At 73.0% G+C, this 25,933-nt stretch carries 23 protein-coding genes; 7 read left to right on the top strand and 16 right to left on the bottom strand.

Going from position 1 to position 25,933, the window contains the following annotated elements:
• The gene (locus ABT294_RS43310; protein ID WP_350812304.1) at window positions 1-486 is read right to left on the bottom strand and encodes a hypothetical protein; all 486 of its coding nucleotides are present in this window, start codon (window positions 484-486) and stop codon (window positions 1-3) included.
• 197 nt (window positions 487-683) lie between these two features.
• Here ABT294_RS43310 and ABT294_RS43305 point away from each other — a divergent pair, with 197 nt between their 5' ends.
• Complete coding sequence (locus ABT294_RS43305) at window positions 684-1,298, top strand: DinB family protein (protein ID WP_350812303.1); 615 nt, start codon at window positions 684-686, stop codon at window positions 1,296-1,298.
• Between the two features lie 38 nt (window positions 1,299-1,336).
• Here ABT294_RS43305 and ABT294_RS43300 read toward each other — a convergent pair whose 3' ends face one another.
• The 13 genes from ABT294_RS43300 to ABT294_RS43240 form a co-directional block, all read right to left on the bottom strand.
• Complete coding sequence (locus ABT294_RS43300; protein WP_350812302.1) at window positions 1,337-2,773, bottom strand: FG-GAP-like repeat-containing protein; 1,437 nt, start codon at window positions 2,771-2,773, stop codon at window positions 1,337-1,339.
• Window positions 2,774-2,834: 61 nt separating this feature from the next.
• Entirely contained in the window at window positions 2,835-3,050 is a 216-nt protein-coding gene (locus ABT294_RS43295; RefSeq protein ID WP_350812301.1) for a biotin/lipoyl-binding carrier protein, read from the bottom strand.
• A gap of 1 nt (window position 3,051) precedes the next feature.
• Window positions 3,052-4,413, bottom strand: coding sequence for an acetyl-CoA carboxylase biotin carboxylase subunit (locus tag ABT294_RS43290; protein ID WP_350812366.1), 1,362 nt, complete (start codon window positions 4,411-4,413; stop codon window positions 3,052-3,054).
• Window positions 4,413-5,198: a LamB/YcsF family protein gene (locus ABT294_RS43285; protein ID WP_350812300.1), complete on the bottom strand. Its 786-nt coding sequence runs from the start codon at window positions 5,196-5,198 to the stop codon at window positions 4,413-4,415. The genes ABT294_RS43290 and ABT294_RS43285 overlap by 1 nt, the downstream gene beginning before the upstream one ends.
• On the bottom strand, window positions 5,198-6,193 hold the full coding sequence (locus ABT294_RS43280; RefSeq protein WP_350812299.1) for a 5-oxoprolinase subunit C family protein: 996 nt from the start codon (window positions 6,191-6,193) through the stop codon (window positions 5,198-5,200). Before ABT294_RS43280 ends, ABT294_RS43285 begins: the two co-directional genes overlap by 1 nt.
• Window positions 6,193-7,155 (bottom strand): carboxyltransferase domain-containing protein, encoded by a 963-nt coding sequence (locus ABT294_RS43275; RefSeq protein ID WP_350812298.1) that lies wholly within the window; start codon window positions 7,153-7,155, stop codon window positions 6,193-6,195. Before ABT294_RS43275 ends, ABT294_RS43280 begins: the two co-directional genes overlap by 1 nt.
• A gap of 10 nt (window positions 7,156-7,165) precedes the next feature.
• Window positions 7,166-8,728 (bottom strand): purine-cytosine permease family protein, encoded by a 1,563-nt coding sequence (locus ABT294_RS43270; RefSeq protein ID WP_350812297.1) that lies wholly within the window; start codon window positions 8,726-8,728, stop codon window positions 7,166-7,168.
• A gap of 131 nt (window positions 8,729-8,859) precedes the next feature.
• The gene (locus ABT294_RS43265; protein ID WP_350812296.1) at window positions 8,860-10,362 is read right to left on the bottom strand and encodes a helix-turn-helix domain-containing protein; all 1,503 of its coding nucleotides are present in this window, start codon (window positions 10,360-10,362) and stop codon (window positions 8,860-8,862) included.
• A 56-nt stretch (window positions 10,363-10,418) separates the two neighbouring features.
• A complete protein-coding gene (locus ABT294_RS43260; protein ID WP_350812295.1) occupies window positions 10,419-11,687 on the bottom strand; it encodes a M1 family metallopeptidase in 1,269 nt (422 codons plus the stop codon).
• Window positions 11,684-15,625, bottom strand: coding sequence for a Pls/PosA family non-ribosomal peptide synthetase (locus ABT294_RS43255; protein WP_350812294.1), 3,942 nt, complete (start codon window positions 15,623-15,625; stop codon window positions 11,684-11,686). The genes ABT294_RS43260 and ABT294_RS43255 overlap by 4 nt, the downstream gene beginning before the upstream one ends.
• Window positions 15,626-15,856: 231 nt before the next feature.
• On the bottom strand, window positions 15,857-17,089 hold the full coding sequence (locus ABT294_RS43250; RefSeq protein WP_350812293.1) for a cytochrome P450: 1,233 nt from the start codon (window positions 17,087-17,089) through the stop codon (window positions 15,857-15,859).
• 15 nt (window positions 17,090-17,104) lie between these two features.
• Entirely contained in the window at window positions 17,105-18,484 is a 1,380-nt protein-coding gene (locus ABT294_RS43245) for an NAD(P)/FAD-dependent oxidoreductase (RefSeq protein WP_350812292.1), read from the bottom strand.
• The gene (locus tag ABT294_RS43240) at window positions 18,474-18,698 is read right to left on the bottom strand and encodes a ferredoxin (protein ID WP_350812291.1); all 225 of its coding nucleotides are present in this window, start codon (window positions 18,696-18,698) and stop codon (window positions 18,474-18,476) included. The genes ABT294_RS43245 and ABT294_RS43240 overlap by 11 nt, the downstream gene beginning before the upstream one ends.
• 1,050 nt (window positions 18,699-19,748) lie before the next feature.
• On the opposite strand from ABT294_RS43240, the gene ABT294_RS43235 reads away from it, so the two are divergent.
• The 6 genes from ABT294_RS43235 to ABT294_RS43210 all read left to right on the top strand — a co-directional run bounded on the left by ABT294_RS43235 (window position 19,749) and on the right by ABT294_RS43210 (window position 23,856).
• Complete coding sequence (locus tag ABT294_RS43235) at window positions 19,749-20,027, top strand: hypothetical protein (protein ID WP_350812290.1); 279 nt, start codon at window positions 19,749-19,751, stop codon at window positions 20,025-20,027.
• A 171-nt stretch (window positions 20,028-20,198) separates the two neighbouring features.
• On the top strand, window positions 20,199-20,930 hold the full coding sequence (locus ABT294_RS43230; RefSeq protein WP_350812289.1) for a hypothetical protein: 732 nt from the start codon (window positions 20,199-20,201) through the stop codon (window positions 20,928-20,930).
• Window positions 20,927-21,310: a YbaB/EbfC family nucleoid-associated protein gene (locus ABT294_RS43225; protein ID WP_350812288.1), complete on the top strand. Its 384-nt coding sequence runs from the start codon at window positions 20,927-20,929 to the stop codon at window positions 21,308-21,310. The genes ABT294_RS43230 and ABT294_RS43225 overlap by 4 nt, the downstream gene beginning before the upstream one ends.
• The gene (locus ABT294_RS43220) at window positions 21,303-21,695 is read left to right on the top strand and encodes a YbaB/EbfC family nucleoid-associated protein (protein WP_350812287.1); all 393 of its coding nucleotides are present in this window, start codon (window positions 21,303-21,305) and stop codon (window positions 21,693-21,695) included. The genes ABT294_RS43225 and ABT294_RS43220 overlap by 8 nt, the downstream gene beginning before the upstream one ends.
• A gap of 200 nt (window positions 21,696-21,895) precedes the next feature.
• Window positions 21,896-23,224, top strand: coding sequence for a histidine kinase (locus tag ABT294_RS43215; RefSeq protein ID WP_350812286.1), 1,329 nt, complete (start codon window positions 21,896-21,898; stop codon window positions 23,222-23,224).
• Window positions 23,221-23,856: a response regulator gene (locus ABT294_RS43210; protein WP_350812285.1), complete on the top strand. Its 636-nt coding sequence runs from the start codon at window positions 23,221-23,223 to the stop codon at window positions 23,854-23,856. The genes ABT294_RS43215 and ABT294_RS43210 overlap by 4 nt, the downstream gene beginning before the upstream one ends.
• Here the strand turns inward: ABT294_RS43210 and ABT294_RS43205 are convergent.
• Window positions 23,846-24,298: a sensor histidine kinase gene (locus ABT294_RS43205; RefSeq protein ID WP_350812284.1), complete on the bottom strand. Its 453-nt coding sequence runs from the start codon at window positions 24,296-24,298 to the stop codon at window positions 23,846-23,848. The two genes, ABT294_RS43210 and ABT294_RS43205, sit on opposite strands and share 11 nt — an antisense overlap.
• Before the next feature lie 254 nt (window positions 24,299-24,552).
• On the bottom strand, window positions 24,553-25,851 hold the full coding sequence (locus ABT294_RS43200; protein WP_350812283.1) for an FAD-dependent oxidoreductase: 1,299 nt from the start codon (window positions 25,849-25,851) through the stop codon (window positions 24,553-24,555).
• Window positions 25,852-25,933: the final 82 nt, after the last annotated feature.

Raw genomic sequence — 25,933 nt, 5'->3', positions numbered from 1 at the left:
TCAGATCCTCTCTTCGAAGTGGGACTGCAGGTAGGCGGCCACGTCCGGGCCGTCGGGGGCGGCGAGCACGTGACGCAGCCACGCGCGCCGCTCGAAGTCGGTGACGGCCAGCTCCCACACGCAGCCGATGGCCTGGCTCGGATGGGGCCGCAGCTCGGCGGGCCGGTCCAGCGGCGCGGAGTACAGCCGCTGGTGGATCTCGTTCTCGCCGGACCACCAGTCGACCAGCGCGAAGCAGTAGTCGGCGGCGTCGTGCGCGATGGCGAAGCCGATGCCGTAGCGGTCGCCGGCGCGCGGCGGGGACGGCAGCGCCGATGCCGCGATCTCCGTGGTCGCGTGCAGGAGTTCGGCGCGCGGGGCGGCGTCGTTCGCGCTGATGCCGTACAGCTTCACCGTCCATCCGGCGACCGTCCTGACGCCGTGGTAGCTGATGGCGCGGGGGCGATGCGGCTGCCGGAGGGAGATCGTCCCGTGCTGGTCGCTCATACCGCGCCTTTCGCTTGCCGACACCTTATAAAGGAATAACAGGTGTCGCCATGGTCTGGCAAGGCTCCGTGGACGGACGTTCGCTACTGTGGGCGGCGGGCCGTGACTGGCGCTGAGGTGGAGCACCGGGAAGCGGCCCGGCCACCGTGGCCGATGCCGCGCGCCTGGGCGACTCGCATCGACGCCCAGGAGATCCCATGTCAGAGGCCGGCGCGGACGCGGTCACAGCAGGTCCCGTGCCTCCCGGACAGGCCGGTGTGGACGCGGCCGCAGGAGGTCACGCCGCTCCCGAGCACACCGTGGTCATCGGCGAGATCACCCGGTCCGGCGCCCGGCTCGTCGGCACCCTCGCCACCCTCACCGACCCGGACGTGCGCACCCGCCTCGCCCGCCTGACCGAGGCAGCCACGTCGATGCCCGCCGAAGCCTGGGACAACCGGGTCACCGCCCTGGCAGGCTGGCCGCACCCCGCCTGGTACACCCTCCACCGCTGCTGGCGCGAGCTGGAGACCCACCACGTCGACCTGGACGTCGGCTACCGCACAACCGACTGGCCCGCCGCGTACGTGACCTGGGCCCTCGGCGACACCTGCGCCGCGCTCGCCGCACGTGGTTTCCCGCTCGCGCGTGCCGTAGCCGTGGACCTCGGCCGGTCGTGGACCCCGTCACCGGCCGGCGTGGCCGTCGCGGGCCCCGGCCACGCGCTGCTCGGCTGGCTCAGCGGCCGATCGACCGGCGCACCGCTCACCGCGGACTGCCCGCTTCCGGATCCGCCCGCCTGGCCGCTGCCACCGGCCCACGGCTGGACCTGACCGACCGCACCTCCCACGACGCGCTTCTCGTGCGCCGCCTACTTGGCGGTCCATGCGCCCAGCTGGGAGCCGGCGTCCGAGGCGTGCAGGGTGCTCGGGTCGAAGGAGAGGGATCCGGTCGTCAGCAGCCCGCCGGGGGAGCCGGGCAGCACCCAGGCGGCTCCGGAGCCGGCGGCGGTGCTGTCCTCGCCGGGCGCGCCGACGCCCAGGTCGGCCCGGCCGTCGCCGTTGAAGTCCCGCAGCGCGACGGACGTCCCGAACAGGTCCTTCGCCTCGGCGGTCCCGGGGACGCCGGGGGTGGCCTGCGAGAACGTCTGGGCGCCCGCGACGCCCAGACCGCCCCTGCCGCCCCTGAGCAGCACCACCGCGCCGCTCCCGTCGTGGGGGACGCCGGCGGCGATGTCCGCGTACCCGTCGCCGTTCACGTCGCCGGCGGCCAGGTCGTACCCGAACTGGTGGCCGCGCCCGGGAATGCGCTGGGTGAGGACGCGGGTGCGGGCGCCGGGGCCGCCGGCCGAGCCGTAGAACACCTTGACGGTGCCCTTGTCGCGGCCCAGGGTGTCGACGAAGCCGTCGGTGATGACACGCATCACCAGGTCGCCGTAGCCGTCGCCGTCGACGTCCCCGACGGTGGCGGCCGCCGCCGCGTCCAGCTTGGCCGGCCGCTGGGAGAACCCCTGCGGGCCGGCCGTCCAGAACAGGGTCTTCTCCGCCGTCTCCTCCCAGGCGTGCATGCTGATCAGGTCGTCCCTGCCGTCGCCGGTCACGTCGCCGGCGGCCAGCCTGGTGACGTCCTCGTAGGTGCCGGGGAGGCCGGTCTGGCGGGCGGGCCGGCCGTCACGCCGGATCGGGCCGTAGAACACGTCCACGGCCCCCCTCTCGGACGTGGCGGCGAGGTCGTCCGTGCCGTCACCGTTGAAGTCGCCGCTCGCCAGCTCCTCGCCCACGGTCCGGTCGACCAGGTCCGGCTCGGCCCCCGTGCGGGGCTGGTCGGCGAGCCGCACGCCCGAGGTCAGCCCGTACCGGCCGCCCCACAGCAGGGTGACGAACCGCCGGTCCAGCTCGATGGCGCGCGTGCCGACGGCCAGGTCGGTGTAACCGTCGCCGTCGAAGTCGCCCGCGACGGCGCGGGCGCCGAACCTGTCGCCGGCGGCGGCCTCGCCTCCCACGCCGGGGTTGTCCGGGTGGAGGAGCTGGTAGCGGACGGTGTCGACGCCGCGCGGGGTGCCGTAGACGACGGCGACGTAGCCGGCCCTGCTCTTGTCGCCGACCCGGCCCGAGGGGGCGGAGACGGCGTAGTCCTCGAAGCCGTCGCCGTTGAAGTCGGCCACGGGGGCGAGCCCCGCCGGACGGGGCCGCGCGTCCTCGCCCCGCGCCACACCGCCCGCCTGCACGGCCAGGACGCAGGCGACCAGCGCGGTCAGCAGCACCCTCCAGGCTCCGGCGCGGCCCGCGAGGTTGTCGATCGTCGGCATGACAGCCTATGTTCGCGCGGCGGGCATGCCGGCGTCACGCACTTACCGAGATTGCGAAGGGTCAGGAGATCTCCGCGATCAGGTCCCCTTCGTCCAGGACGTCCCCCTCGCTGACGGTCAGCGCGGTGACGACGCCGGACGTCTCGGCCTCGACGGGGATCTCCATCTTCATCGATTCGAGGATCACCAGCGTGTCGCCGGCGGCCACGCTGTCGCCCGAGGAGACGAGCACCTTCCAGACGTTGGCCGCCAGGTCGGACGTGATCTGCTGGCCCATGTCAGCTTCCTTTCCTTGGGGTGGCGCGCATCCGCGCGACCAGCGCGGTGCTGTACGAGCCGTCGGCGAACTCGGGCTCGTCGAGGAGCTCGGCGAAGAAGGGCAGGTTCTGCTTCGGACCCGCGATCGTGAAGGCGGCCAGCGCCTCCCGCGCCCTGGCCAGCGCGTCCTCCCGGGAGGACGCGTGCACGACCAGCTTGGCCATGAGGGAGTCGTAGGCGGGGGTGACCCGATCGCCCTGCCCGTAGGCGGCGTCGACGCGGATGCCGTCGCCGGACGGCTCGCTCCAGGCGGTGATCGTCCCCGGGCCGGGCAGGAACCGCACCGGGTCCTCGGCGTTCACGCGGAACTCCACGGCGTGCCCGCGCGGGCGCAGCGCGGCGAGGTCCACCGACGGCGGTTCGCCCGCCGCGACGCGAAGCTGCTCCTCGACCAGGTCGACGCCCCACACCGCCTCGGTGACCGGGTGCTCGACCTGCAGCCGCGTGTTCATCTCCAGGAAGACGAAGCCCTGGGCGCCCGGCTCGCCGTACACCAGGCACTCGACGGTGCCCGCGTTGCGGTAGCCGACGGCCTTGCCCACCTGCACGGCCGCGGCGAGCATCTGCTCGCGCAGGTCGGGGTCGAGGCAGGGGGACGGGCTCTCCTCGACGAGCTTCTGGTTGCGCCGCTGCACGGAGCAGTTGCGCTCTCCCAGGGCGATGACGGAGCCGTCGGCGAGACCCAGGATCTGCACCTCGATGTGCCGTGCGCCGGGGTAGTAGCGCTCTAGCAGGATCGCCGGGTCGCCGAACAACCGCTCGGCGAATCCGGACACGGCCGCGTACTGCTTGCGCAGGTCGTCCTCGTCGTGGGCGACGGCCATGCCCATGCCGCCGCCGCCCGCCGCGGCCTTGACCATCAGGGGGTAGCCGATGGCCGCCGCCGCGTCGAGCGCGGCGGCCTCGCCCGCCACCGGCTCCGGGGTGCCGGGCGCGACCGGCACCCCGGCGGCGGCGACCGCGTTCCGGGCGTTGATCTTGTCGCCCATCAGCTCGATGACGTCCGGCGCGGGACCGACCCAGAGCAGCCCCGCCTCCTGGACGGCGCGGGCGAAGCCGGCGTTCTCCGACAGGAAGCCGTAGCCGGGATGGACGGCCTCGGCGCCGGTGCGGCGGGCGGCCGCCAGCACCCTTTCGGCGTTGCGGTAGGACTCGGCGGGAGCCGCGGGCCCGAGCTCCACCGCCTCGTCGGCCTCGCGGACGAACGGCAGGCCGGCGTCGGCGTCGCTGTGCACCGCGATGGTGCGGACGCCGAGCCGCCGGGCCGTGCGGATGATCCTCCGGGCGATCTCGCCGCGGTTGGCGACCAGCAGGGACTCCATCACCGGCGGCCTCCGTCCGCTGGGGTGCCGAGCAGCTCGGCCAGCGGGGCCAGCTCGATCCCGTGGCCGGTCAGCGCCCTGTGCACCGCCTCGGCGGTCTCCGGGCCGTTGGGCGCGTCACCGTGCAGGCACAGGGACACCGCGTCCACGTCGAGGTCGGTGCCGTCGTCGGCGGCGACCTTGTGCTCCAGCACCATGCGGACCGCGCGGCGGGCGACCAGCTCGGGGTCCCACGCCCGCTTCACCGGCTCGATGACGAGCTTCCCCGTGCGGTCGTAGTGCAGGTCGGGGAACGCCTCCACGACCAACCGCACCCCTTCGGCGGCCACGCTGCCGGCGGTGGCGGGGGTGAGCAGCATCAGCGGCAGCGACGTGTCCACCTTGGCCACCGCGCGGGCGACCGCGGCCGCGACGGCGGGGTCCTCCGAGGCCATCACGTACAGCGCGCCGTGCGGCTTGACGTGCGCCAGCCGGCCGCCGGCGGCCCGTACGAACGCCTGCAGGGCGCCGAGCTGGTAGAGGCAGTAGTCCTCCAGGTCCTCGGCCGGGACCAGCATGCGCCGGCGGCCGAAGCCCATCAGGTCGGGGAAGGCCAGGTGCGCGCCGATGGCCAGTCCGTGCCGCACCGCGGCGGCGACCGTGCGCCGGATCGTGGGCGGGTCGCCCGCGTGGTAGCCGGTGGCGATGTTGACCGAGGTCAGGTACGGCATCATGCCGAGGTCGTCGCCGAGGCTCCAGCGGCCGAAGCTCTCGCCCATGTCGCAGTTGAGGTCGACGCGCGGCATCACAGCTCCTCGTAGTGGTGCGGGTCGGTCGTGTAGTCGACGCGGGCGGCGAGCGCGAGCGCCTCGTCCAGCGACACCTCTCGGAAACGGATCAGGTCGCGGCCGGGACGGAGCTGGCCGACCTTCCACAGCCCGGCCTGGACGACGGTGGCGATCACGGTGAAGCCCCCGGCGGTCGGGCCGTCGGGCCCGAGGATGACGGGCACGTCCCCGTTGGTGTTGATGCCGCCGATCGGGTAGCTCCCGTCCAGCAGGTTGGACGGGTGCCCGCCCGCGACCCCGCCGGACGGCCTGGCCCACTGGAAGCGATGCGACTCCAGCCGGGTGCCGACGCGGTTGGAGTTGAGGTCGACCTTCCACTCCCGGCCGACCAGGTCCTTCCAGTCCTGCTCGGTGAGGAAGTCGGGGTCCGCGTGCGGGCCGCGCATCATCTCCACCTCCCAGACGTTGGCCAGCGCGGGACGCAGCGACGCCGGAACGCGCAGCCGCGACGGCGGCGCGGTCACCGGCCGCGCGTGCAGGACATCGCCCTTCGCCAGGGCCCGGCCCTCGACGCCGCCGATGCCGCCCATGGTGTAGGTCGCCCGCGACCCCATCACCATCGGGACGTCGATGCCGCCCGCCACCGCCAGGTACAGCCGGAACCCCGGCCCCTTGACGATCGAGCAGGTGATCTCGTCTCCGGGCACGATCCGGACGGTCTCGCCCAGCGGCATGGGCGCGGCGTTCAGCCGGATGCCCGAGCCCTCGGCCCCGGTGACGGCGACCCAGGTCTCGGCGAGGGCGCGCAACGCGAGCCGGCCCATCGGGATCTCCAGCGCGGGCGCGCCCGGCTCGTTGCCAACGAGCGCGTTGGCGATGCGGAAGGACACGTGGTCCATCGGCCCGGAGGGAAAGAAGCCCTTGGACTGCAGGCCGCGGCGGCCGGGGTAGTCCTGGACCAGGGTCTGCAGACCCGGCATGACGACGTCGAAGACCGCGTGCTCGCCGGTCATCACGGCACCTCCGTTCCGGCCGCGGCGGCCTCACGGGCGGACCGCAGCGTGTCGGCCTCGGCGCGCACCTCGGCGGCGCGGGCGAGGTAGTCGGTGACCGAGAACTGGTCGTTCTCGATCACGTACTCGTAGCGGTTCTCCAGGACGTCCCTGCGGGCGGCCAGGAGCTGGTCCTCGCTCACGGGCTCGAAGCGCACCCGGTCGCCCGGGCGGATCAGGATCGGATCGTCGCGGAAGACGTCGTGCCTGGCCAGGATGTCGTAGACGGGCACGGTCCGGCCGAACAGCTGGTAGCCGCCCGGCGCCTCCACCGGGTAGATCGCCACGCAGGGGCCGCCGATGCCGACCGCCCCCTCCGCCGTCCAGGTGCGGGTCGGGTTGTACTTCGGCACGGTGATGGCGTTGCGCGGATCGAGCGGGAACATGAACGGCAGGCCGGGGAAGAAGCCGGTGTAGGCGTTCCACCACTCGGTGCCGGTGACCGTCGCGTACAGGGCGTCCCTGCCGGGCAGGCCGTTGTAGTCGACGATGTAGTCGATGTTGGAGTTGTCGCGGATGTTGGGCGCCTCCTGCCGGATGGTCGTCGCGTAGCGGCGGACCGCCTCGCGGCTCTCGGAGTCGTCGAACGCGATCGGCAGCGTGATCAACCGGCTGGGCAGGACGAGCGAGCGCACCGACCGCTGCGCCCGGTGGGCCTCCTCGACCGCGTCGACGAGCGCCTTGCGGTCGATGACCGCGGGCTCGTGGTGCAGCAGCAGCGAGCGGAAGCCGGGCGCGGCCTCGACCAGCCCCGGCACCGGATGCTCGGCGAGATGGGCCGTGACGGCGGTCACGAAGAAGTTCAACTCCAGGTCGAGCGCCATCTCGCCGTACTCGACGAGGACGTGGCGGTCGCCGGCGGCCCGGTAGACGATGGCCGGCCGGTCTCCTTCGGCCGGATGGCGGTTGATGATGGCGGTCATGGTTCCTCTCTCAGCGGCCGGCGGGCGCGGTGGCACCGGCCGGGGCGGTGGAGTCGGCGGCGCAGGCGGAGCAGACGGCGGCTCCTCCCGCGTTCGGGTCGCGGTCCATCTCCACGGCCACGTAGGACCGGTCGCAGGAGTGGCACCTGATGCGGGCCTCCCAGATGTCCTCGACCTCGTCTCGGGGGTCCTCCCCGGCAGGCCGTACGGCGCCGGGGGCGGTGACCAGGGCGGCGTAGTAGAGGCCCGCGGCGAGGGCGACGGTGACCAGCGGCGCGAGCTGGGCGAGCACGGGGCTGGCCTGCTGCTCGGTGAGCGCGATCCCCACGGCGGAGGCCACGAGCCAGGCCCCGGCGCCCGCGGTCACCGGTTTGAGCCGCCGCGGCCGGAACTCGGGCAGGCCGTCGCGGTCCGCGCCCCGCACCGCGATGTGCACCATCGCGATCGCGACCCAGGCGGTCACGAAGACGCCCTGCCAGGCGAGCGCGCGCAGCAGGTAGCTCAGCACGTCGGTCAGCATGAACAGGTAGGCGAGCACGCCCGACACGACGGCCCAGACGGCCCGTGGCAGGCGCAGCCGGAGCACCCGCGCCGCGAACGCGTCCAGGTTCGTGGAGGCGAGGTAGTAGTTGGCGGTGTTGATCCGCGTCTGGGAGACGAAGATCACCAGGACTCCGGCGAAGCCCAGCGACCTGATGAAGGCGGTCACCACGCCCGTCTCGGTGCCCGCGATGTCCCAGGCGCGCAGCAGGTAGATGCCGATCAGGCCGTTGACGGCGAAGGTGAAGGCGTAGAAGACCCAGCCGAAGGTGATCGTGCCGTGGAATCGCTGGTCCTCCGCCCGGCCGAAGCGGGCGTAGTCCATCGTGTACATCATCATGATGTAGACACCCATGTAGATCAGGTACGCGGTGAGCCAGCCGGGCAGCGGCCCGCTCGACGCCGACGACTGCAGCCAGTCCTGCGGGTAGCCCCGCTGGACCGTCGCCGCGATCACCACGGCGACCAGGCCGGCCACGTACAGCGGCAGCAGCACGCCGTTGAGCTTGTCCAGCCAGGTCCGCACGCCGCCGATGACCAGCGGCAGCGCGTACGCCACGACCACGAGGTACCAGAGCTCGATGGCGCCGCCGAAGTACTGCTGGAACGCCACCGCGACGATCGAGCCCTCGAAGACGGCGTAGTACAGCGCGGTAGCGGCGAAGATGAGCGGCGCGAGCGCCGAGCCCAGCGTGCCGAATAGCCGCCTCGACAGCAGCGCGACGGTCAGGCCGGTGCGGGCGGCGTACCTCGACAGGACCAGGTTGACGGCTCCGAACGTGGCCACCGTCAGCGCCATGCCGGCGATGGTCGCCGGGGTGCCGACGGCGTCCGCCGCGGCCACCGCGACGTAGAGCCAGAACATGGCCGAGAACAGCGCCCACCAGGCCATGGCGAGCGACCATCGGCCGGATCGCCAGGACCTGGGCACGACATGGTTCGAGTAGTCCTCGGTGGCGGCCTCCTTGACGACCTTCGGGTCGTCGGTGAAGGAGACCTCCAGCGCCGGGCGGGGCGCGGAGGTGAGGGACATGTGGGTCTCCTGCGAACGTTGGGGGGGGACGTCGGCTCAGGCCAGGATGTGTCACGCCGGCACGTCCGCCCCATCCGCGATCCGTGCAACCGGGCGGCCCGTTTGCGCCATTCGCGTAATCCGCCGTTCATTCACCTGTCTCGTACGGTGAACGCCATCCATAGTTCCGCGCGCAGCCCCGGGTCGGAGAAGCGCCTGCCCAGCAGCGTCTCGGCGCGTCCGAGCCGGTAGGCGAGCGTCCGGCGGTGGACGCCGAGCGCCGCCGAGGCCGCCTCGGTGTTGCCGTTGTGCGTCAGGAAGGTGCGCACCGTGCCGAGCAGATCCGTCCTGCGGGCCTCCTCGCTCTCCAACGGGGCCAGCATCGCGATCGCCCACCCCTCCGCCTCGGCCGGGCCGACGTGCGCCAGCAGCCCGACGTCGGCGACGTCCCTGGTGGTCAGCAGCGTGTACGGCGCGGAGCCCGGCACCGTGTCGGCGAGCGCGGCCACCCGCGGCCAGACGCGGGCCAGGTCGGTCCAGTCGACGGCCGCGCCGATCACGCCCCGGCTGCCGTTGACCGAGCTGAGCACCGACTGCAGCACCCCCACGTGCCCCTCCACGGCGGGCAGCACCACCACCACGCGGCCCCGCGGATCGCTCGCGACCAGCGCCGACACGATCTGCAGGCTGCGCTCGTTCTCCAGCGCCACCAGCAGGTCGCCGCGGTGCCCCGGGTCGGCGGTGACGACGGCGATGCGCACGAGCCCCTCGGGCAGCGGGATGCCCAGCGACTCGGCCGCCTGCTCGGCCGCGGCGTACCGGCCGGCCAGGACCAGGGCGAGCACCGTCGCCCGCTCCCGGCGCTCGCTGGCGAGCAGCTCCGCCGCCCGCGCGACCTCCAGTGAGAGCAGGTCGACCGCGATGTCGACCACGCCGCGATCATGCCCGGACAGCGGGGCCTGCCTGCCGACCGCGAGCACGCCCGCGGGCCGGACGGCCTCGCTCACCGGCAGCAGGGTGACCCGGGTGTCGCCGAGGTCGAACATCGCCGCATGCCAGGAGCGGGTGCGTGAGACCTCCAGCCGCACGCGCTCGGCGTTGCGCCGGGCGTGGTCGGGAGCGCCCGCGAGCACGTGGCCCTCGCGCGAGAGCAGCAGCACCCACGCGTCGAGCTGCGCCGCCAGCCTGGTGACGATCGAACGGTGCGCGGGAGCCGTCAGGGCCGCCTTCACCAGGGTCCGGTAGCGCTCCATCGCCGAGGTCTGCTCGGCGCGCTCGGCGGCGGCGATGCCGTCGGTCACGGCGCGCACCACGGAGCTGAACCGCGTCGGCTCCGACACCTCCACCACGCTCACGCCGAGCCGGTCGGCCGCCTCGACCAGCGGCGGCGGGACGGTCGCGTGCCGCAGCCCCACCCCGAACCCGAGCGCGGGCACGCCCGCGCGCGCCAGTCGCTCGACGTACTCGGGCCACTGGCTGCTGGTGCGCCCCAGGCTCAGCCCGGTCGTCAGCAACAGGGTGCCCTCGTCGAGGTACGGCGTGGGGTCGAGCAGGTCGCTGATGTGCGCCCAGCGCACGATGACGTCGCCGCGCCCGGCGCGCAGGGTCAGGCCGAGATCGCGTCTGGCGACCAGACTGGCGAGCATCTCCGGCATCTGCCCAGGCTAACGGCTCGGCGACCTGCCCAGACCCGGCGTCGGCCGCGCCCGGATCAGGGCAGCGGCCTGTCGTACAGCCAGGCCGACAGGAGCGGGCCGACCGGTCGCGCGGCGTGCCGGGCCACGTGCTCGGCGAAGGACCCGGTGGTGACGTTCCCGTGCCGGTGCCCGGCCGTCCAGGCCCGCAGGACCGGGAAGAACACCCCGTCGCCCAGCGCGCGCCGCACCGCGTGCACGGTCAGCGCGCCCCGCTTGTAGACGCGGTCGTCGAACAGCAGCGCAGGGCCCGGGTCGGCCAGCACGAAGTCCTGGGGGAGCATCGCGAGCCTGCGCCGCCAGCGCTCGGCGAGCTCGTCGGCGGACGGCCCGCCCGACGCCTCCGACCACAGCCACTCGGCGTAGGCGGCGAAGCCCTCCTGTAGCCAGATGTCCTGCCAGCAGGCCACCGTCAGGCTGTTGCCGAACCACTGGTGTGCCAGCTCGTGCGCGACCAGCCGTTCGAACGTCCGTCCGCCGTCGACGTGGTTCCTGCCGAAGATCGACATGCCCTGCGCCTCGACCGGGATGTCGAGGTCGTCGTCGGCCACCACCACCGTGTACCCGGTGAACGGGTAGGGCCCGAACAGCTCGGAGAACAAGGCCATCATCTGGCCCTGCCGTCCGAAGTCGTGCCGTGCCCGGGTCGCCAGGTGCGCCGGGCAGGCCAGCCGGGTGCCGTCCGCGTCGTCGAGCCGGTAGCGGCCGATCTGCACGCTCGCCAGGTAGCTCGCCATGGGCTCGGCCTGCTCGTGCACCCAGGTGGTGGCGCCGGCCGCCCGCCGCTTGCCGGTCAGCACGCCGTTCGCGACGACGTGGTACGGCGAGTCGGCGGTCACCTCGATCCGGTAGGACGCCTTGTCGGAGGGCCGGTCGTTGCACGGGAACCAGGAGGGCGCGCCGATCGGCTGGCTGGCCACGAGCGCGCCGTCGGTCAGCTCCTCCCAGCCGAGCCCGCCCCAGGCGCTCCGCACCGGCCTGGGGTTGCCCGCGTACCGGACCTCCACGGTGGCGTCCACGGTGGCGTCCGCGGTCAGCGTCCGCGGCAGGGCCAGCCGCAGCTTGCCGTCGCGGTGCGTGTGGCGCACCGCGGACCCGTCGACGGTCACGCCGGAGACCCGCAACGGGCCGAAATCCAGCTCGAGGACGTCGAGCGGCTCGGCGGCCGCCACCGACAGCCGGGCGGCACCCTCCAGCCGGTTGGCGGACACCCGGTACCGCAGCTTCAGGTCGTAGTGCGACACCCTGTACCGGTGGTCGCCGTGCCGGGGAAAGTACGACGTCATCGCCACACCGAGATGGGGTTGCCGAACCACCGGGTGCCGCCGGGCACCGCCTCGCCGCGCATGACCAGCGAGGCCGGCCCGATCGTGGCGTCCTCGCCCACCCGCGCCGCGGGCAGGATCACGCCGTGCGGGCCGAGCGTCGCGCCGCCGCCCAGCGTCACCGTGTCCATGCTCATCACCCGATCATGGAACAGGTGCGTCTGCAACACGCAGCCCCTGTTGACGCAGGCGCCGTCGCCGAGGCGCACCAGGTCCGCCTCGGGCAGCCAGTACGTGTGGCACGAGACCCCGTGTCCGATGCGTGCCCCGAGCGAGCGCAGCCACACGTTCAGCGGGGCGGTGCCCAGCCACGGCTCCGCGAACCAGGGCGCGGCCAGCACCTCGACGAAGTTGTCCGCGAGCTCGTTGCGCCACACGAACGAGCTCCACAGCGGCCGGTTGCCCGCCGTGATCCTGCCGAGCAGCGCCCACTTGGCCGTGGTCGCCGCCGCCGCCGCGACGACCCCGGCGACCAGCATGACCACGCCGCCCAGCAGCGCGGCGACGGCGAAGCCGGAACGGGCGGCCAGCCACTCGAACGCCGCGGCGACCAGCACGGCCAGCGCGACCGTGGCCATCGCGGGCAGCACGCGGCAGGACTCCACCAACGCGCGGGCCACCTTCAGCCGCGCAGGCGGGTCGTAGGTGCGGCTCCTGTCGCCCTCCTCCGCCGTGCGGCGCAGCTCGACCGGCGGCATGCCGACGTACGACGAGCCCGACTTGGCCTTCTTCGGCGTCGCCGACAGCACCCCGACCAGGCCGTCCTTCGGCACCTTGCGTCCGGGGGCGGTCATCCCCGAGTTGCCGAGGAAGGCCCGCTTGCCGATCCGCGCGGCGGCGATCCGCATCCAGCCGCCGTCGAGCTCGTACGGCGCGACCATGGTGTCGTCGGCCAGGAAGGCGCCGTCGCCGACCGAGGTCATCGTGGGCAGCGCGAGCACGGTCGACAGCTCGGCGCCGCGGCCCACCCGCATGCCGAGCGCGCGCAACCAGACGGGCGTCAGGACGCTCGCGTACAGCGGGAACAGCCAGACCCGCGCCGCGGCCATCAGCCGTCCGGTCGCCCACGCCTGCCAGGCCTGGCGGCTGTGCACCGGGTGGTGGCCGGGACGCATGCCGACGCCGAGCAGCCGGACGGCGGCCAGCGTGACCAGCGCGAACACGGCCATGCCGGCGATCGTCGCCGGCGGCACGCCGTACAGGGCGGCGGTGAGCGCCTCGCCGAGGGTGCGAGCGCCCGCCACGAACCCGGCCAGCACCGCCAGCCCGGACGCGACCGCGACCACGGGGAACAGGCTGAGCGCGAGGCCGGTCACGCCGTACAGCAGCACCCAGAGCCGGGAGCGGGCGGCCCGTCCGGCGGGCCGCGACCTGCGCGCCTTGCCCAGCCGGGTGGCCGGCGCCCCGGCCCAGCGCTCACCTCCGGGGACGGAGCCGTCGACCGCGGAACCGGGAGCCACCTGCGCGTTCTTCCCGATCCTGGCGCCGGGCAGCAGCGTCGAGCGGGAGCCGACCGTGGCACCCGCGCCGATCCGGATCTCGCCGATGTGGAGCAGGTCGCCGTCGTACCAGTACCCGCTGAGGTCGACCTCCTGCTCGACGGACGCCCCCCTGCCCACCTTGAGCAGCCCCGTGATCGGGGGAGCCGAGTGCAGGTCGGCGTCGGGGCCGACGTGCGCGCCGAGCAGCCGGGCGTACTGCGCCATCCACGGCGCGCAGGCCAGGTCGGGCACGCCCAGCCTGGCGGCCAGCTGCTCGGCGAACCACAGCCGCAGGTGGACGCCGCCGCCGCGCGGATGGCTGCCCGGCCGCACCCCGCGCAGCAGGAGCCGGGCCGCCGCCGCGGACAGGCCCATCCGGCCGGCCGGGGTGACGAACGCCAGCCACCCCAGCGCCACCCACCACCACGACAGGGCAGGCGTCCACGGCAGGGCGAGCAGGTTGCCGAGGGTGGCGAGCAGCACGAGCCAGCGCATCGCGCCGACGGTCAGCAGCGGCACCATGAGCGCCGACTGCGCCAGGGCGGCCCCGCGGGGCATCGGGGTCACGGCCCGCCGCGTCGTCTCGCCCTCGCCTCTTGCCGACAGCAGCCGGGCCAGCTCAGCCAGGGTCGGGTGCGCGTAGACGTCACCGACCGCCACGTCCGGGAAGTCGGGACGCAGCGCCGAAACCAGCCGGGCCGCGGCGAGACTGGTGCCGCCGTCGGAGAAGAAGTCCGCGCCGGGACCTTCGGGCGCCACACCGAGAACGCCGGTCCAGCGTTCGGCCAGCAGCTCCTCGACCGGGTCGAACGCGCCGGCCGCCGGCTGCGGCTCGGCCAGCGGCCAGGGCAGCGCGTCACGGTCGATCTTGCCGGAGGTCCGGGTGGGGAGGTCGGCCACCGGCGCCAGTCTCGGCACCAGGGCCGCGGGCAGCGAGTCGGCCAGCAGCTCGCGCGCCTTCCCGAGGTCGAACCCCGGGCCCGCGACGACGTAGCCGACGAGCACCTGGTGGCCGCCTCCCGCCGTGCGGACCGCGGCGGCGGCCCCCGCGACGCCCGGTAACGACTGCAGCGCGGCGTCCACCTCGCCCAGCTCGATCCGGCGACCGCCCAGCTTCACCTGGTCGTCGGCCCTGCCGACGAAGACCAGCCCTGCCGGGTCGGCCCGCACCAGGTCGCCGCTGCGGTAGGCGCGCTCCCAGCCCAGCGACGGCAGCGGCGCGTACCTCTCGGCGTCCTTCACCGGGTCCAGGTAGCGGGCCAGGCCCACCCCGCCGATGATCAGCTCGCCGGTCTCGCCGATGGCCACGGGGTCGCCCGCGGCGTCCACCACCGCCAGGTCCCAGCCGTCCAGCGGCAGCCCGATGCGAACCGGGCCGTCACCCGTCAGCCGCGCGGCGCACGCGACCACCGTCGCCTCGGTCGGGCCGTAGGTGTTCCAGACCTCCCGGCCCGGGACGGCGAGCCGCTCGGCCAGCTCGGGCGGGCACGCCTCGCCGCCGAAGACGAGCAGCCTGACCGCGTCGAGGCTCTCCACCGGCCAGAGCGCGGCCAGCGTCGGCACCGTCGAGACGACCGTGATGCCCTGCGCCACCAGCCACGGGCCGAGGTCCATCCCGGTACGCACCAGAGCCCTGGGAGCCGGCACCAGACAGGCTCCGTGCCGCCAGGCCAGCCACATCTCCTCGCAGGACGCGTCGAAGGCCACCGAGAGTCCCGCGAGCACCCGGTCGCCCGGCCCCAGCGGCCGGTCGGTGAGGAAGAGCCCCGCCTCGGCGTCGGCGAACGCCGCCGCGGAGCGGTGCGTGACCGCGACGCCCTTCGGCGTGCCGGTCGAGCCGGAGGTGAAGATGATCCAGGCGTCGTCGTCGAGGCCAGGCGGTTCCTCGAGCCGCACGGCCCCGCCGCCCGTGTCGCCGTCTGTGTCGCCGTCTGTGTCGCCGCCCGTGTCGCCGTTCGTGTCGTCGTCTGTGCCCGGCGCGACGGTGATGGCCGGTCCGCCGGTGATGACGGCCGAGACGGCGGCCTCCGCGAAGACGAGCTCCGCCCGCTCCTCCGGGTCGTCGGCGTCGACGGGCACGTACGCGGCCCCGGCGGCGAGCACGCCGAGGATCGCGATGTACAGCTCGGCGGTCCCGGACGGCACCCGCACGCCCACCCTGTCACCGCGGCCGATCCCGGCCTGCCTGAGCTCGCCCGCCATCCGGGCCACCTCCGCGCGCAGCGAGAGGTAGTCCAGCCGCCTGCTCCCGTCGTCGAGCGCGAGCGCGTCCGGGTGGGCGCGCGTGGTCTCGTCGAGGACGTCGAGCAGGGTGCGAGGCGGGGGCGCCAGCAGGCCCGCCGGATAGACCGCGCTTGAGGCCGCGGACGAGGGCAGGGACGAGGGCATGGGAAAGGGCCCGGACGGATTCGGACGCAAACGCTACTCCCTGAGTCAGGCGGTCGGCAGCGGCCGCCCGAGGGGCGAGTACCGCGGCACCCGTTCATCCGCCGCTGTCGTGGCGTTCGCGCCACCCCGATCCCAACGGCCGCGAATCTGCCCATATTCCGCCGTTTGCGGGATTTCCAGGAAGCGCCAGGTCGGCGCCCACCGCCATCCGGGGGCCCGCACCCGTCCGAACAGCCCGACCCCGGTCAGCCGTCGCGCGGGCTACGGTGCGAGGCCGCTGAAGGCGAGCTGCAGGTGGCGGGGGCCGCGCAGCACCGGGTTCGACCGGTAGGGCGGCGGATCCTCGACGAGCTGCGGGTCGCCGAGCCTGCGGGCCAGCTCCGTCAGCGCGAGCTGCGCCTCCAGCCGGGCCAGGGGCGCGCCGAAGCAGTAATGGATACTGCTGCCGAAGCCGAGATGCTGGTTGTCCAGGCGCTCCGGGGTGAACCGGTCCGGGTCGTGGAAGCGCCTGGGGTCCCGGTTGCCGGAGGCCAGGAACAGCCAGATGGGCGAGCCCTTGGGAATGGTCGTGCCGGCGACGTCGATGTCGGCGAGGCAGGTGCGCTGGGGCAGGAACTGCACCGGCGGCTCGAACCGCAGCAGCTCCTCCACCAGCCGGGGCGCCAGGGCGGGATCGTCGCGCAGCCGCTTGAGCACGTCCGGGTTGCGCAGCAGGGTGAGCATCCCGTTGGTGATGAGGTTGACGGTCGTCTCATGGCCGGCGATGAGCAGCAGCACCCCCGTGACGATCAGCTCTATCGCCGACAGCTGCCCGTCCGCGCTCCGGTCGGTGGCCAGCGCGGAGAACATGTCGTCCCCCGGCAGGCGGCGGTGCTCCTCGATGAGCCCGGCGAGGTACCTCCCCAGCTCGATACGGGCCTGCTGCGCGTTGCGCACCCGCTCCTCCGGGTCCTGGTCGGTGCCGAAGTCCAGGCCGGCGACGATCGCCTCGGCCCAGCGATGGAAGAGCGGCTCGTCCTCGTGCGGCACCCCCAGCAGCTTGCTGATCACCTTCACGGGGAAGGGGTAGGCGAAGTCCTCGACGAGGTCGATCCGGTCCTTGCCGTCGAAGCCGTCGATCAGGGCGGAGACCATCTGGGCGAGCTCGCCGCGCATGTCGTGGATCCGCCGCGGGCTCACCGGCGGCCCGAACGGCCGCGTCACCATCCGGCGCACCCGGTCGTGCTCGGGCGGGTCGAGCCTGATGAAGCTGGGCGGCAGGTTCGGGTCGTCCTCCGCCAGGGGCGGCCCGCCCGCCAGGGGGTCGCGGTTGCGGGCGTCGGAGCTGATCCGCGGATCGTGCAGCAGGCCGAGGATCTCCCAGTACGTGCTGACGGCGTAGACGCCGTCGTGCTGCCGGGCCACCGGCGTCCGGCGGAGCTCGGCATACAGGGGGTAGGGGTCGGCGCGGTTGTCGTAGTCGAGGATCTGCTGCACCAGGGTGTCGGCGGACATGGCGGAAGCCCTTCGTCAGGCGCGGGCCGGCGTGAACGTGACCCGCCGCTCGCTGGGTGAGTAGCCGCTCACGGTGACGCTGGCCCCGTGACTCGGCAGGGAAGGATCGGGGAAGCAGGCCGAGACCGGCCGCATGCCGTCCAGCCTCCGGTCGACGGTGGTGAAGTCCGGCGGGAACGGCGCCGCCGACTCGATCAGCCCTCGGTAGAAGTCCAGCCACTTCGCCTGGTCGAAGCTGACGGCGGCGATGACGCGTCCCTGGTAGCCGTAGGCCGCCACGAACCGGCGCTCCGAGAGCGCCCCCTGCGGCACCACGAGTTCCTCGCCCATCGGCGGGACGCCGACCGACTTGATGTTCACGCCGAACTGCGCGGACCAGAAGGCCGGCACCCACAGGTGCGGCCGCCGCTCGGGCCCGGGGCTGATCATGTTGTGCGCCGCCACCTCGGCCTGCTCGACCGCGTTGCCCCAGTGCTCCAGCGACAGGAACTGGTAGCCGAACAGCGGGTGCGGCGACCGGGCGACGTCCCCGGCGACGAAGATGTCGTCGGTGACGATGCCGTTGACGTCGAAGGCCCGGCACCCGGCGTCGCAGGCGATGCCCCTCGGCCCGGCGGCTAGCCCCGACCCCCGCAGCCACTCGGTGTTGCGCGTCGCGCCCAGCGCGATCACCGCCAGCTCGGTGTCCAGCGCGGTGCCGTCCGACAGGTGCGCGCGCCTGAGCCGCCCGGCCTGGTCGCCTTCGAGCGAGGTCACCGTGAGGCCGCAGCGCAGATCGACGCCGTGCTCGCGCTGCAGCTCCGCCGCGACCGCGCCGATGACGCCGCCGAGCGCCCCCACGAGGGGAGCCGGGCCCCGCTCGACGACCGTGACGTTCAGCGACCGTTCCCGGCAGGCCGAGGCGATCTCGGAGCCGGTGAACCCGGCGCCGACGATGAGCACCCTGCGCGGCCCGGCGGCCAGCCGCCGGTTCAGCTGGCCCGCGTCGGAGCTGGTACGCAGGACGAAGACGCCGTCCAGCTCCGCCTCCGCCTCCCTGATCCACGGCCGCGCCCGGGTGCCGGTCGTGATCAGCAGGCGGTCGAACCCGACCTCCTCGCCGTCGGCCAGGCGCACCTTCTTGCCGGCCAGGTCCAGCCCGACGGCCGCCGACCCGAGCCGCCAGCGCACGTCCAGCGGGCAGCGCCAGGGCAGCGAGGTGGCGTCCGCGGGCACGCGTCCGAGCAGGACCTGCTTCGACAGCGGCGGACGGTCGTAGGCGGCGCGCGGCTCGTCGCCGATCACGGTCACCTCGCCGGTGAAGCCCTCCTCGCGCAGCGTCTCGGCCGCCCGCAGGCCCGCCAGGGAGGCGCCCACGATGACGATGTGCCCTTTCCCGGGGCCGTCACCGGACATGGGATCCCGCCTCCGGTCGCGCGTTGGCCGCGTCCACGAGGATGGCCTGGACCGGGCAGGCCGCGACGGCCCGCATGGCCTGCTCGCGTTGCGCCTCGTCGGCGTGGGGGGCGTACATCAGCGCTTCCTCGCCGTGCATCGTGAACACGTCCGGTGCCAGGAACGCGCACTGCGCGTAGCCCTGGCAGCGGTTGAGGTCGACGACCAGCCTCATGAGCCCCTGCCCCTTCACCCCGGTTGGGTCACCCTGCTGAACAGGGAAAATGCCCGCGCGGCGGCGGGCATCGCGGTGCTTGGCGGTACCTTTGCCGACACGGCGGCAAACAGTGGCCGAGCGACCCGCAGGCCCCCCGCCGCGATTCTCGCGCTACTCCTTTGTCGGACCCGCTGTCAAGAACTGCGCGGGCACTGGGCTCAATACGGCAGTGGCCGTTATTTCCATATGGGGCTGTGACTAGAGCGGCTCGCTGCGCTCCTATGGCCGCCTTACCCGTCCCATCGGATCCTCAAAAAGGGTCGACGGGCACTGCGGCGCGCTGTTGCCCGGATACTCGAAACAACCGGCGCGTTTAGGCTTCTGGGTGACCGTCTATGGAGCTCTCCCTGACCGGACAGGCAAGGTGGGCGCAGGTGCGACGCTCACGTGGACGCCGACGATGATCGTCCAGTAGATTATGGTCCCGCCCTAAACCGGAGGTTTCGCGTATCGAATTGGAGCACGATCGTTTGCAGCTCGCAACGTACTCATGACATCTCCTCTGTTGCTCGGCGCATTGCTCTCCGCATTCGCGCAGTGGCGAGGAGACAGTGTGCTCCTGTCGCGGCCCCCCGATCGTCGGCCGACCGTTGCTGAGACTGTGTCGCCCGTCCGCTGAGCGCATGGAAGGTGTATCGAGTGCCCGACGGCATCTCCCCGAGCCCGACATATCCGGACTCATCCGCGGGTCCCTCGCCGAGTGACTCCGGGACGCCCAGTCCTTCGCCGAGTGACTCCGGGACGCCCAGTCCGTCCCCCAGCGACTCCGGGACGCCCAGTCCGTCACCAAGCCCTTCGGCAGGCAGTCCGAGCCCTTCTCCATCGGGTCAACCCTCATGCCCGCACAATCCCCCGTGCCGGATTCGCCCGTGCCTGCCGGAGGACAGACTGGGCCGCCCTCCCGGCCCTCTTTGGCCTGGTCCAAAAGACCACGTTCCTACCCCGGCCCGACCCGACGAGCCTGCCCCTGATGACCAGGATGGCTACGCGGCACGAACCGACAAGATCGTGGTATTCGCCAACGTGATGCTTGAGGCCGCGACGAACGTCGACAAGATCAAGGCCAAGGCCCCCATGGCCGACCACTGGAACCCATTGTTCGGCGTCCCCCCCGCCCCCGGTGCTTCTCTCAGAAGGCTCAACGGCTACATCGGGGAATGGGTCGAAGCCGCGGGAACCCTGCAGCGAGTGCTCGGGGACGACGCGCCAAAGCTCAGGGACGTGGCAAAGAGGTACGACGACGTCAACGAGGACGCTGGAAAAGCCGTCGATCAGATCAACCAGTGAAGGATGTCCTAGATGCCGCCCTCCTCGAGCAATCGGCCCAACCACGGCCAGAGTGAATTACTGCGCAGGCGCGCAGCGCGGCTTCAAGCTGAGAGGACCAGGGCTGCTGAGCTAGCTGAGCGGGCCAGGGTCGCTGAGCGGGCCAGGATTGCTGGTCAAGCCAAGGAGACCATGGCTCTCCGGGAAGCTGAGTGGGCCAAGGCTACCCAGGTCAAGGTGGACCCGAAGTTCTTCGAGAGATTGATGACCTTGATCAGGTCTCACCAGCGGCCGGTCGTTACGGGGGTGGCTCTGGGTGGCTTCCTCGCGGCAGGCGGTGCGCTGATCGCTGCCGCCATGTGGCACACGGCCGATCCCTACAAGTTCTTCGAGGACCGGAGTACGTGGAACGAAATGCTGGGCGATCTCAAGCTCAGCGCCTGGGACGTGTGGATCACATACTTCAGCGAGGTCTCGCCGTACTGGATGGGTCACGCGTCCGAAACGGTCCAGCGCTATCTCAGATTCGAGTTGATCGGCATGTTCGACGAGCTCGGCCGTATCGCCACTGAGATCAGCGGCACCCTGACCAGCCTGGCCTGGGATGTCATGGATTACGACATGAAGCTCGTCACCCTGCTGGCTGGAGCCGGCGCCTTCTTCACGCTGCTCCTGCCGATCAGGGCGACTGTGGCCGGCAGGATCGCCCTGGGGGCGGCTGCCCTCGCGTTCCTCAAGATGCTCTGGAGCCTGATAGAGGAGTTCATCGGCAAGATCAAAGCGCTCGACCTCAAGCTGGAGACTCTCGGCCATAAGATCTTTGAACTCCGAGGGCTCTTCTCCGTGGGTGACAGCAAATTGCACCTGAAGCCGGTGGGCTACGACGTCAACCTCTGGGTGCCCGTCACCAAGGAAAGCCAGTGACGCACGCGGGCAACGAGGAGGACCTCCCACGGTTGTTCCGCGAGGTCGAGCGTATGGCCGACACGTTCGCAGGCGGGGTACGAGAGCTGGACGAGCGGAAGGTGACAGGTGCCGACGGCACCGGCCGGGTGGTGGCCACGGTGTCGGGCTCGGCGCAGCTCCTGCACGTGCGCATCGACCCTCGGGCGATGCGCGACCTCGACCATGTGGCGCTGAGCCAGGCCGTGCTGGACGCGGTCGGAGCGGCGCGCGAGGCCGCGGCGGAAGGGCTGGACGAGATCCTCGACAGGCTGAACAGTGGCCGGCCGCAGCCCGACCCGGAGGATAGTTCGTTCACCCGTTACCTCGACGCGATTCTGCGGGAGGGCGGGCATGGATGAGATGGACAGATTGCGGAAGTACACAGAGCAGCTGGAGCGGCTGGAGCAGCGGTCGGCGACTCTGGCTGAGGCCGGGGCGGCAGCGGAGCAGCTGGCCACGCGGGAGTTCACCGGCGAGGCCGACAAGGGTGGGATCACGGCGACCGTGGACGCCTCGGGAAACCTGCTGGCCCTCGACATCAGCCGGCTGAGCAAGCGGCGGCACGACGGCGTGACGCTCGGCGACGCGGTGCTCGAGGCGATCCACGCGGCCGAGCAGGCCGCGACCGAGGCGAAGGCCGCGCTGATGGGCGACCTGACCGCGGGCCTCGGCTTGGGCGACCTGTTCGGCGACGCCAAACGCTTCTTCGTGGGTGGCGACGGCATCAGGACCGACCCGCATTAGGCGTCGCACATGCCGTAACGCCTGGCAGGTCGGGCATCGGCCTGCCAGGCGGCCGGCCCGGGCCTCGGCCGCCACGCTGATGCACGCTACGAACGGCGGCGCGGTCGCGCATCGGGCTCGCGACGGAGGTCACCATGACGAAGGTCATGGTGACGCAGGGGGGATCCCGCCAGGCCGCCGGTGACCTTAGGGTCGAGGGCATGGAGCGTTCGAGCGCGCAGCGCGCGCGGGCCGACGGCGTCCGCGACCGCCCGCGCGACCGGCCGGCCCAGTCGCCGGCCGATGATGGCCGGTCACAGGGCCTGGGGCCGGCGGGAGGTGGTGCCGCGCCCGGCGCGCGGTCAGCCGGGGTCGGCCGGTCGCTGGGCGCGCGGTTGGCCGGTGGTTGCCGGTCGGCGGTGCGGCGGCTGGGTGAGTTGCGTAACCCCGACCGTCCGATGCTGTTCAGCGTGGTGTTCTGGGTCGTGCTGGCCGCCACGGTCAGCGGCCCCGTCTCCGCGCCGGCCAGCACGATCGACCTGCTGCTGTTCGGCGTCAACGTCGCGCTGGTCGTGAGCCTGTGGCTGGCACTGGGATGGACTCCCGGCCAGGCGCACCGCGCCGCCGCCCTGGCGTTCCTCGTGGCCACGGCGGTGCTCGGGCTCACCGGCTCGGCCGGCACGCACCTGCTGCTGACCCTGATCGCGATAGCCAACCTCGCCTTCACGTACGGCATGCGCGCGGGAACCGCCATCCTGGGCGGCCTGCTGACGGCGGAGTTCGCCGTCACGCTGATGTACGACCGGACGGTGCTGGAGGCCCTCGTCCAGGTCGTGGTCATGGCGGCCTTCGCCGCGTTCACGCTCGGCGTGACGTCCGCCGTGCTGGAGGCGCGTCGCAGCCGCGAGGAGGCGCAGCGGCTCCTGGAGCGGGTCAGGGAGCTGGCCGTGGCCGAGGAGCGCGCCAGGATGGGCGCGGAGATGCACGACTCGATCGGCCACCACCTGACGGTGATCAAGGTAGGGCTGGAGAACGCGGAACGCTTCCGCGACCGCCGTCCCGACGCCGCCTGGGACGAGGTGCGCCAGGCCAAGGAGCTGACCGCCGAGGCGCTGGCCGACGCCCGCCGCTGGGTGCGCGCGCTGCGCCCCCTCGCGCTGGACGGGCACGTCGGCAGCGCGGCGCTGGCCCGCCTGGCGGCGTCGTTCGACGGCACCGGCGTCTCGGTCGCCTTCGAGGTGGCGGGCCGCGAGCGTCCCCTGGAGCCCGACGCGGAACTGGTGCTCTACCGCGCCCTACAGGAAGGGCTGACCAACGCGCTGCGGCACGCCGAGGCCAGCCACGTGCGCGGCAGGCTGGTCTTCGACGCCGACCAGGTCACGCTCGTGATCGCCGACGACGGCAGGGGGCACTCCGACGACACGGGCGGGTTCGGGCTGACCTCGCTGGCGGAGCGCGCCAGGGCGCTCGACGGCACGCTGTCGGCGGGCGGCGCCCCTGGCGGCGGGTTCGAACTGCGTGTCGCCCTGCCGGCCGGGGGGCGGGCATGAGGCCGGTCAGGGTGCTGCTGGTCGACGACCAGGTGCTCATGCGGCAGGGCCTGCGCAAGCTCCTGGAGATCGAGGACGGCATCGAGGTCGTGGGCGAGGCCGCCGACGGCGAGGCGGCGCTGCGCGCGGTGCCCGCATGCGGCCCGGACGTCGCGCTGGTCGACGCCCGGATGCCACGCATGGACGGCGTCGAGCTGATCGCCCGCCTGACGGCGGAACACCCCCGGGTGGCGGCGATCGTCCTCAGCACCTTCGACGAGGACGAGTACGTCTTCGGGGCGCTGCGCGCGGGGGCCGTCGGCTACCTGATGAAGGACTGCTCGCCGGACGACCTGGTCTCCGCCATCCACCGGGCCGCCCGGGGGGAGACCGTGCTCGCCAGCCCGGTGGCGGCCCGCCTGGTCGCCGAGCTCCGGCACGCCCCGCAGGGCCGGAGCGGGTTCCACGGGGAGGAGCGGCTGTCGTCGCGCGAGGCGGAGGTGGCCAGGCTGGTCGCGGCCGGCGCCTCCAACAGGGAGATCGCCGCCAGGCTGTTCATCACGGAGGGCACGGTCAAGAACCACGTGTCCAGCGCGCTGCGCAAGCTCGGCCTCCGCGACAGGACCCAGCTGGCCCTGCACCTCAGGAGCTGACCTCGGCCACCTCGGCCGCGCCGGGCCGCCCGGAGTCCCCGCCGGGGAACAGGACGGTGACGGCGAGCCCGCCCCCGGGGTTGGGAACCGCCGTGATCCGGGCGTCGTGGGCGTGGACGATGGCGGCGACGATGGACAGGCCGAGCCCCGCCGACCCGGCACGGTCGCCGTGCAGGCGGCGGAAGGGCTCGAAGAGCTCGGGGACCTGTTCGGCGGCGACGGGCGAGCCGGTGTTGCCGATCATCAGCCCGTCGCCCGGCGACAGGCGGATCGTGACGCTTCCACCGGGATGGTGGTAGCGGGTCGCGTTCTGCACGAGGTTGGCCACGAGCCGGGTCAGCAGCACCTCGTCGCCGGTGACCGTGACCGGGCGCAGGTCCACGTCGAGGGTGATGCCCTCGGCCGTGAGCTGCTCGGCCACCTGGTCCACCACCTGCTCCACGACGGCGTCGAGGGCGACGGGCAGGCGGGTGTCCAGGCCGCGCTCGCTCTGCGCCAGGGTGAGCGCGGTCGGCCTCTGGACGGCTGTTCCCCCTCCGCTGCCTCGCCTCCTGATGACGGGCGTGGGCCGGGCCGGTGAGGGGTGGCCGTCACGGACGGGGGTGGGCCGGGCTGCTGAGGGGGGCCGTCACGGACGGGGGTGGGCCGGGCTGCTGAGGGGGGCCGTCACGGACGGGGGTGGGTCGGGCAGGTGAGTTACGGGACCGGGAGGGGGTTCTGGCCCAGGAAGCGGTGGCCGTTGGCGGCGGACTCGCGGACCGCGGCGAAGCCGTAGCCGGTCATCGCCGTCTCGTAGTCCCGCAGGGCCGGCACGAGCGGCCTGCCTCTCGACGCCTCGGCCAGCGCGGTCGCCAGGGCGCGGGCGTCGCGCAGGGCGGTGTTGGCGCCGATCCCTCCCGCCGGGCTCATCGCGTGGATGGCGTCGCCGAGCAGGGTGACCGTGGTGGTGGGCCACGGCTCGACGGGCACGCTGGTGCGCAGGACGGCCGGGAAGATGCCGGCCGGGTCCCAGTGCGACACGATCCGCCGCACCCGGGGATGCCAGCCCTCGACCAGGTCCAGGACCATCGCGCGCAGTTGCTCCCCACTCATCCGGTGCAGCTCGGCGTCGGTGACGGGCAGCAACTCGGCGCGCGTCCCGAAACTGCAGGTCATGTAGTCGCGGGCGGCACCGGACCGGACGGCCGCAGCGCCGGGAGACGCCGAGGCGGCCGGCTCGCCGAGGAGCTTTTCGGCACGGCCCGTGTCGGGGAACGCCGGTTCGCCCAGGAGCCCCTCGGCACGGCCCGTGTCGGGGAACGTGGGTTCGCCCAGGAGCCCCTTCGCGCGGACCGGTGTGGGGAACTCCACCGGGGCCACCCCGATGAAGGCGTTGCCGGGGCCGACGATCGCGGTGAACACGTTGAACATGTCGGCGCTGAACAGCTCGCGGGTCCGCCCGTCCAGCGGGATCGTCCCGTACAGGTTGCGCAGGCCGGTGTCGACGACGCGGGCGTGCGGCAGGTACTGGCGGCGCACGACGGAGTTGACGCCGTCCGCGGCCACCAGGACGTCACCGGTCGCGCTGGTGCCGTCGGCGAAACGGGCGGTGACGGCGCCGGAGTCGTGGACCTCGTAGCCGGTCAGCCGCCTGCCGAAGCGGACGACGTCGTCCAGCCCGGCCAGGAGGATCCGGCGCAGCGTCAGCCGGTCCACGGCGAGCGGCGGGAGGTCCTCGCCGGACTCGGCGACCCATTGGAGGCCGAGGTGGTGGTCCAGGAACACCGATCGGGGCCCCGGACGTCCGGCGGTGTCCAGGAACAGCCGCCACAGGTCCGGCGGGAGCGCGTGGTGGAGCGCCCGCTGGCCGTCGGCGTTGAGGTGCAGCCGGTAGCCCTGGTGGCGGAGGGCCGGGGTCGTGTCGCGCTCGTGGACGGTGACGCCGACGCCGTCGCGGCGCAGCCGCTGCGCCAGGCAGAGGCCGCCGATCCCGGCCCCGATGATCATCACGTGCATGGTCGTGGTTCCCTTCCGTGTCGTGGACACGATCGGGCCCGCACGCGGGGGAAGCGGAGCCGGCCGCCGCCTGGTGCCGTAT

The organism is Nonomuraea sp. NPDC000554 (genome assembly GCF_040300065.1).
In the GTDB taxonomy this organism is placed as follows: Bacteria; Actinomycetota; Actinomycetes; order Streptosporangiales; family Streptosporangiaceae; genus Nonomuraea.
This window is presented reverse-complemented; position numbering and strand designations above follow the sequence as displayed.

Bases quoted from the DNA above. Each gene is read 5' to 3' on its own strand.
- ABT294_RS43210 (WP_350812285.1), top strand. From the start codon at position 23,221: ATGAGGCCGGTCAGGGTGCTGCTGGTCGACGACCAGGTGCTCATGCGG.
- ABT294_RS43200 (WP_350812283.1), bottom strand. From the start codon at position 25,851: ATGCACGTGATGATCATCGGGGCCGGGATCGGCGGCCTCTGCCTGGCG.
- ABT294_RS43285 (WP_350812300.1), bottom strand. From the start codon at position 5,198: ATGCCGCGCGTCGACCTCAACTGCGACATGGGCGAGAGCTTCGGCCGC.
- ABT294_RS43275 (WP_350812298.1), bottom strand. From the start codon at position 7,155: ATGACCGCCATCATCAACCGCCATCCGGCCGAAGGAGACCGGCCGGCC.
- ABT294_RS43280 (WP_350812299.1), bottom strand. From the start codon at position 6,193: ATGACCGGCGAGCACGCGGTCTTCGACGTCGTCATGCCGGGTCTGCAG.
- ABT294_RS43250 (WP_350812293.1), bottom strand. From the start codon at position 17,089: ATGTCCGCCGACACCCTGGTGCAGCAGATCCTCGACTACGACAACCGC.
- ABT294_RS43215 (WP_350812286.1), top strand. From the start codon at position 21,896: ATGGAGCGTTCGAGCGCGCAGCGCGCGCGGGCCGACGGCGTCCGCGAC.
- ABT294_RS43310 (WP_350812304.1), bottom strand. From the start codon at position 486: ATGAGCGACCAGCACGGGACGATCTCCCTCCGGCAGCCGCATCGCCCC.
- ABT294_RS43290 (WP_350812366.1), bottom strand. From the start codon at position 4,413: ATGGAGTCCCTGCTGGTCGCCAACCGCGGCGAGATCGCCCGGAGGATC.
- ABT294_RS43240 (WP_350812291.1), bottom strand. From the start codon at position 18,698: ATGAGGCTGGTCGTCGACCTCAACCGCTGCCAGGGCTACGCGCAGTGC.
- ABT294_RS43265 (WP_350812296.1), bottom strand. From the start codon at position 10,362: ATGCCGGAGATGCTCGCCAGTCTGGTCGCCAGACGCGATCTCGGCCTG.
- ABT294_RS43270 (WP_350812297.1), bottom strand. From the start codon at position 8,728: ATGTCCCTCACCTCCGCGCCCCGCCCGGCGCTGGAGGTCTCCTTCACC.
- ABT294_RS43300 (WP_350812302.1), bottom strand. From the start codon at position 2,773: ATGCCGACGATCGACAACCTCGCGGGCCGCGCCGGAGCCTGGAGGGTG.
- ABT294_RS43220 (WP_350812287.1), top strand. From the start codon at position 21,303: ATGGATGAGATGGACAGATTGCGGAAGTACACAGAGCAGCTGGAGCGG.
- ABT294_RS43230 (WP_350812289.1), top strand. From the start codon at position 20,199: ATGGCTCTCCGGGAAGCTGAGTGGGCCAAGGCTACCCAGGTCAAGGTG.
- ABT294_RS43295 (WP_350812301.1), bottom strand. From the start codon at position 3,050: ATGGGCCAGCAGATCACGTCCGACCTGGCGGCCAACGTCTGGAAGGTG.
- ABT294_RS43245 (WP_350812292.1), bottom strand. From the start codon at position 18,484: ATGTCCGGTGACGGCCCCGGGAAAGGGCACATCGTCATCGTGGGCGCC.
- ABT294_RS43260 (WP_350812295.1), bottom strand. From the start codon at position 11,687: ATGACGTCGTACTTTCCCCGGCACGGCGACCACCGGTACAGGGTGTCG.
- ABT294_RS43305 (WP_350812303.1), top strand. From the start codon at position 684: ATGTCAGAGGCCGGCGCGGACGCGGTCACAGCAGGTCCCGTGCCTCCC.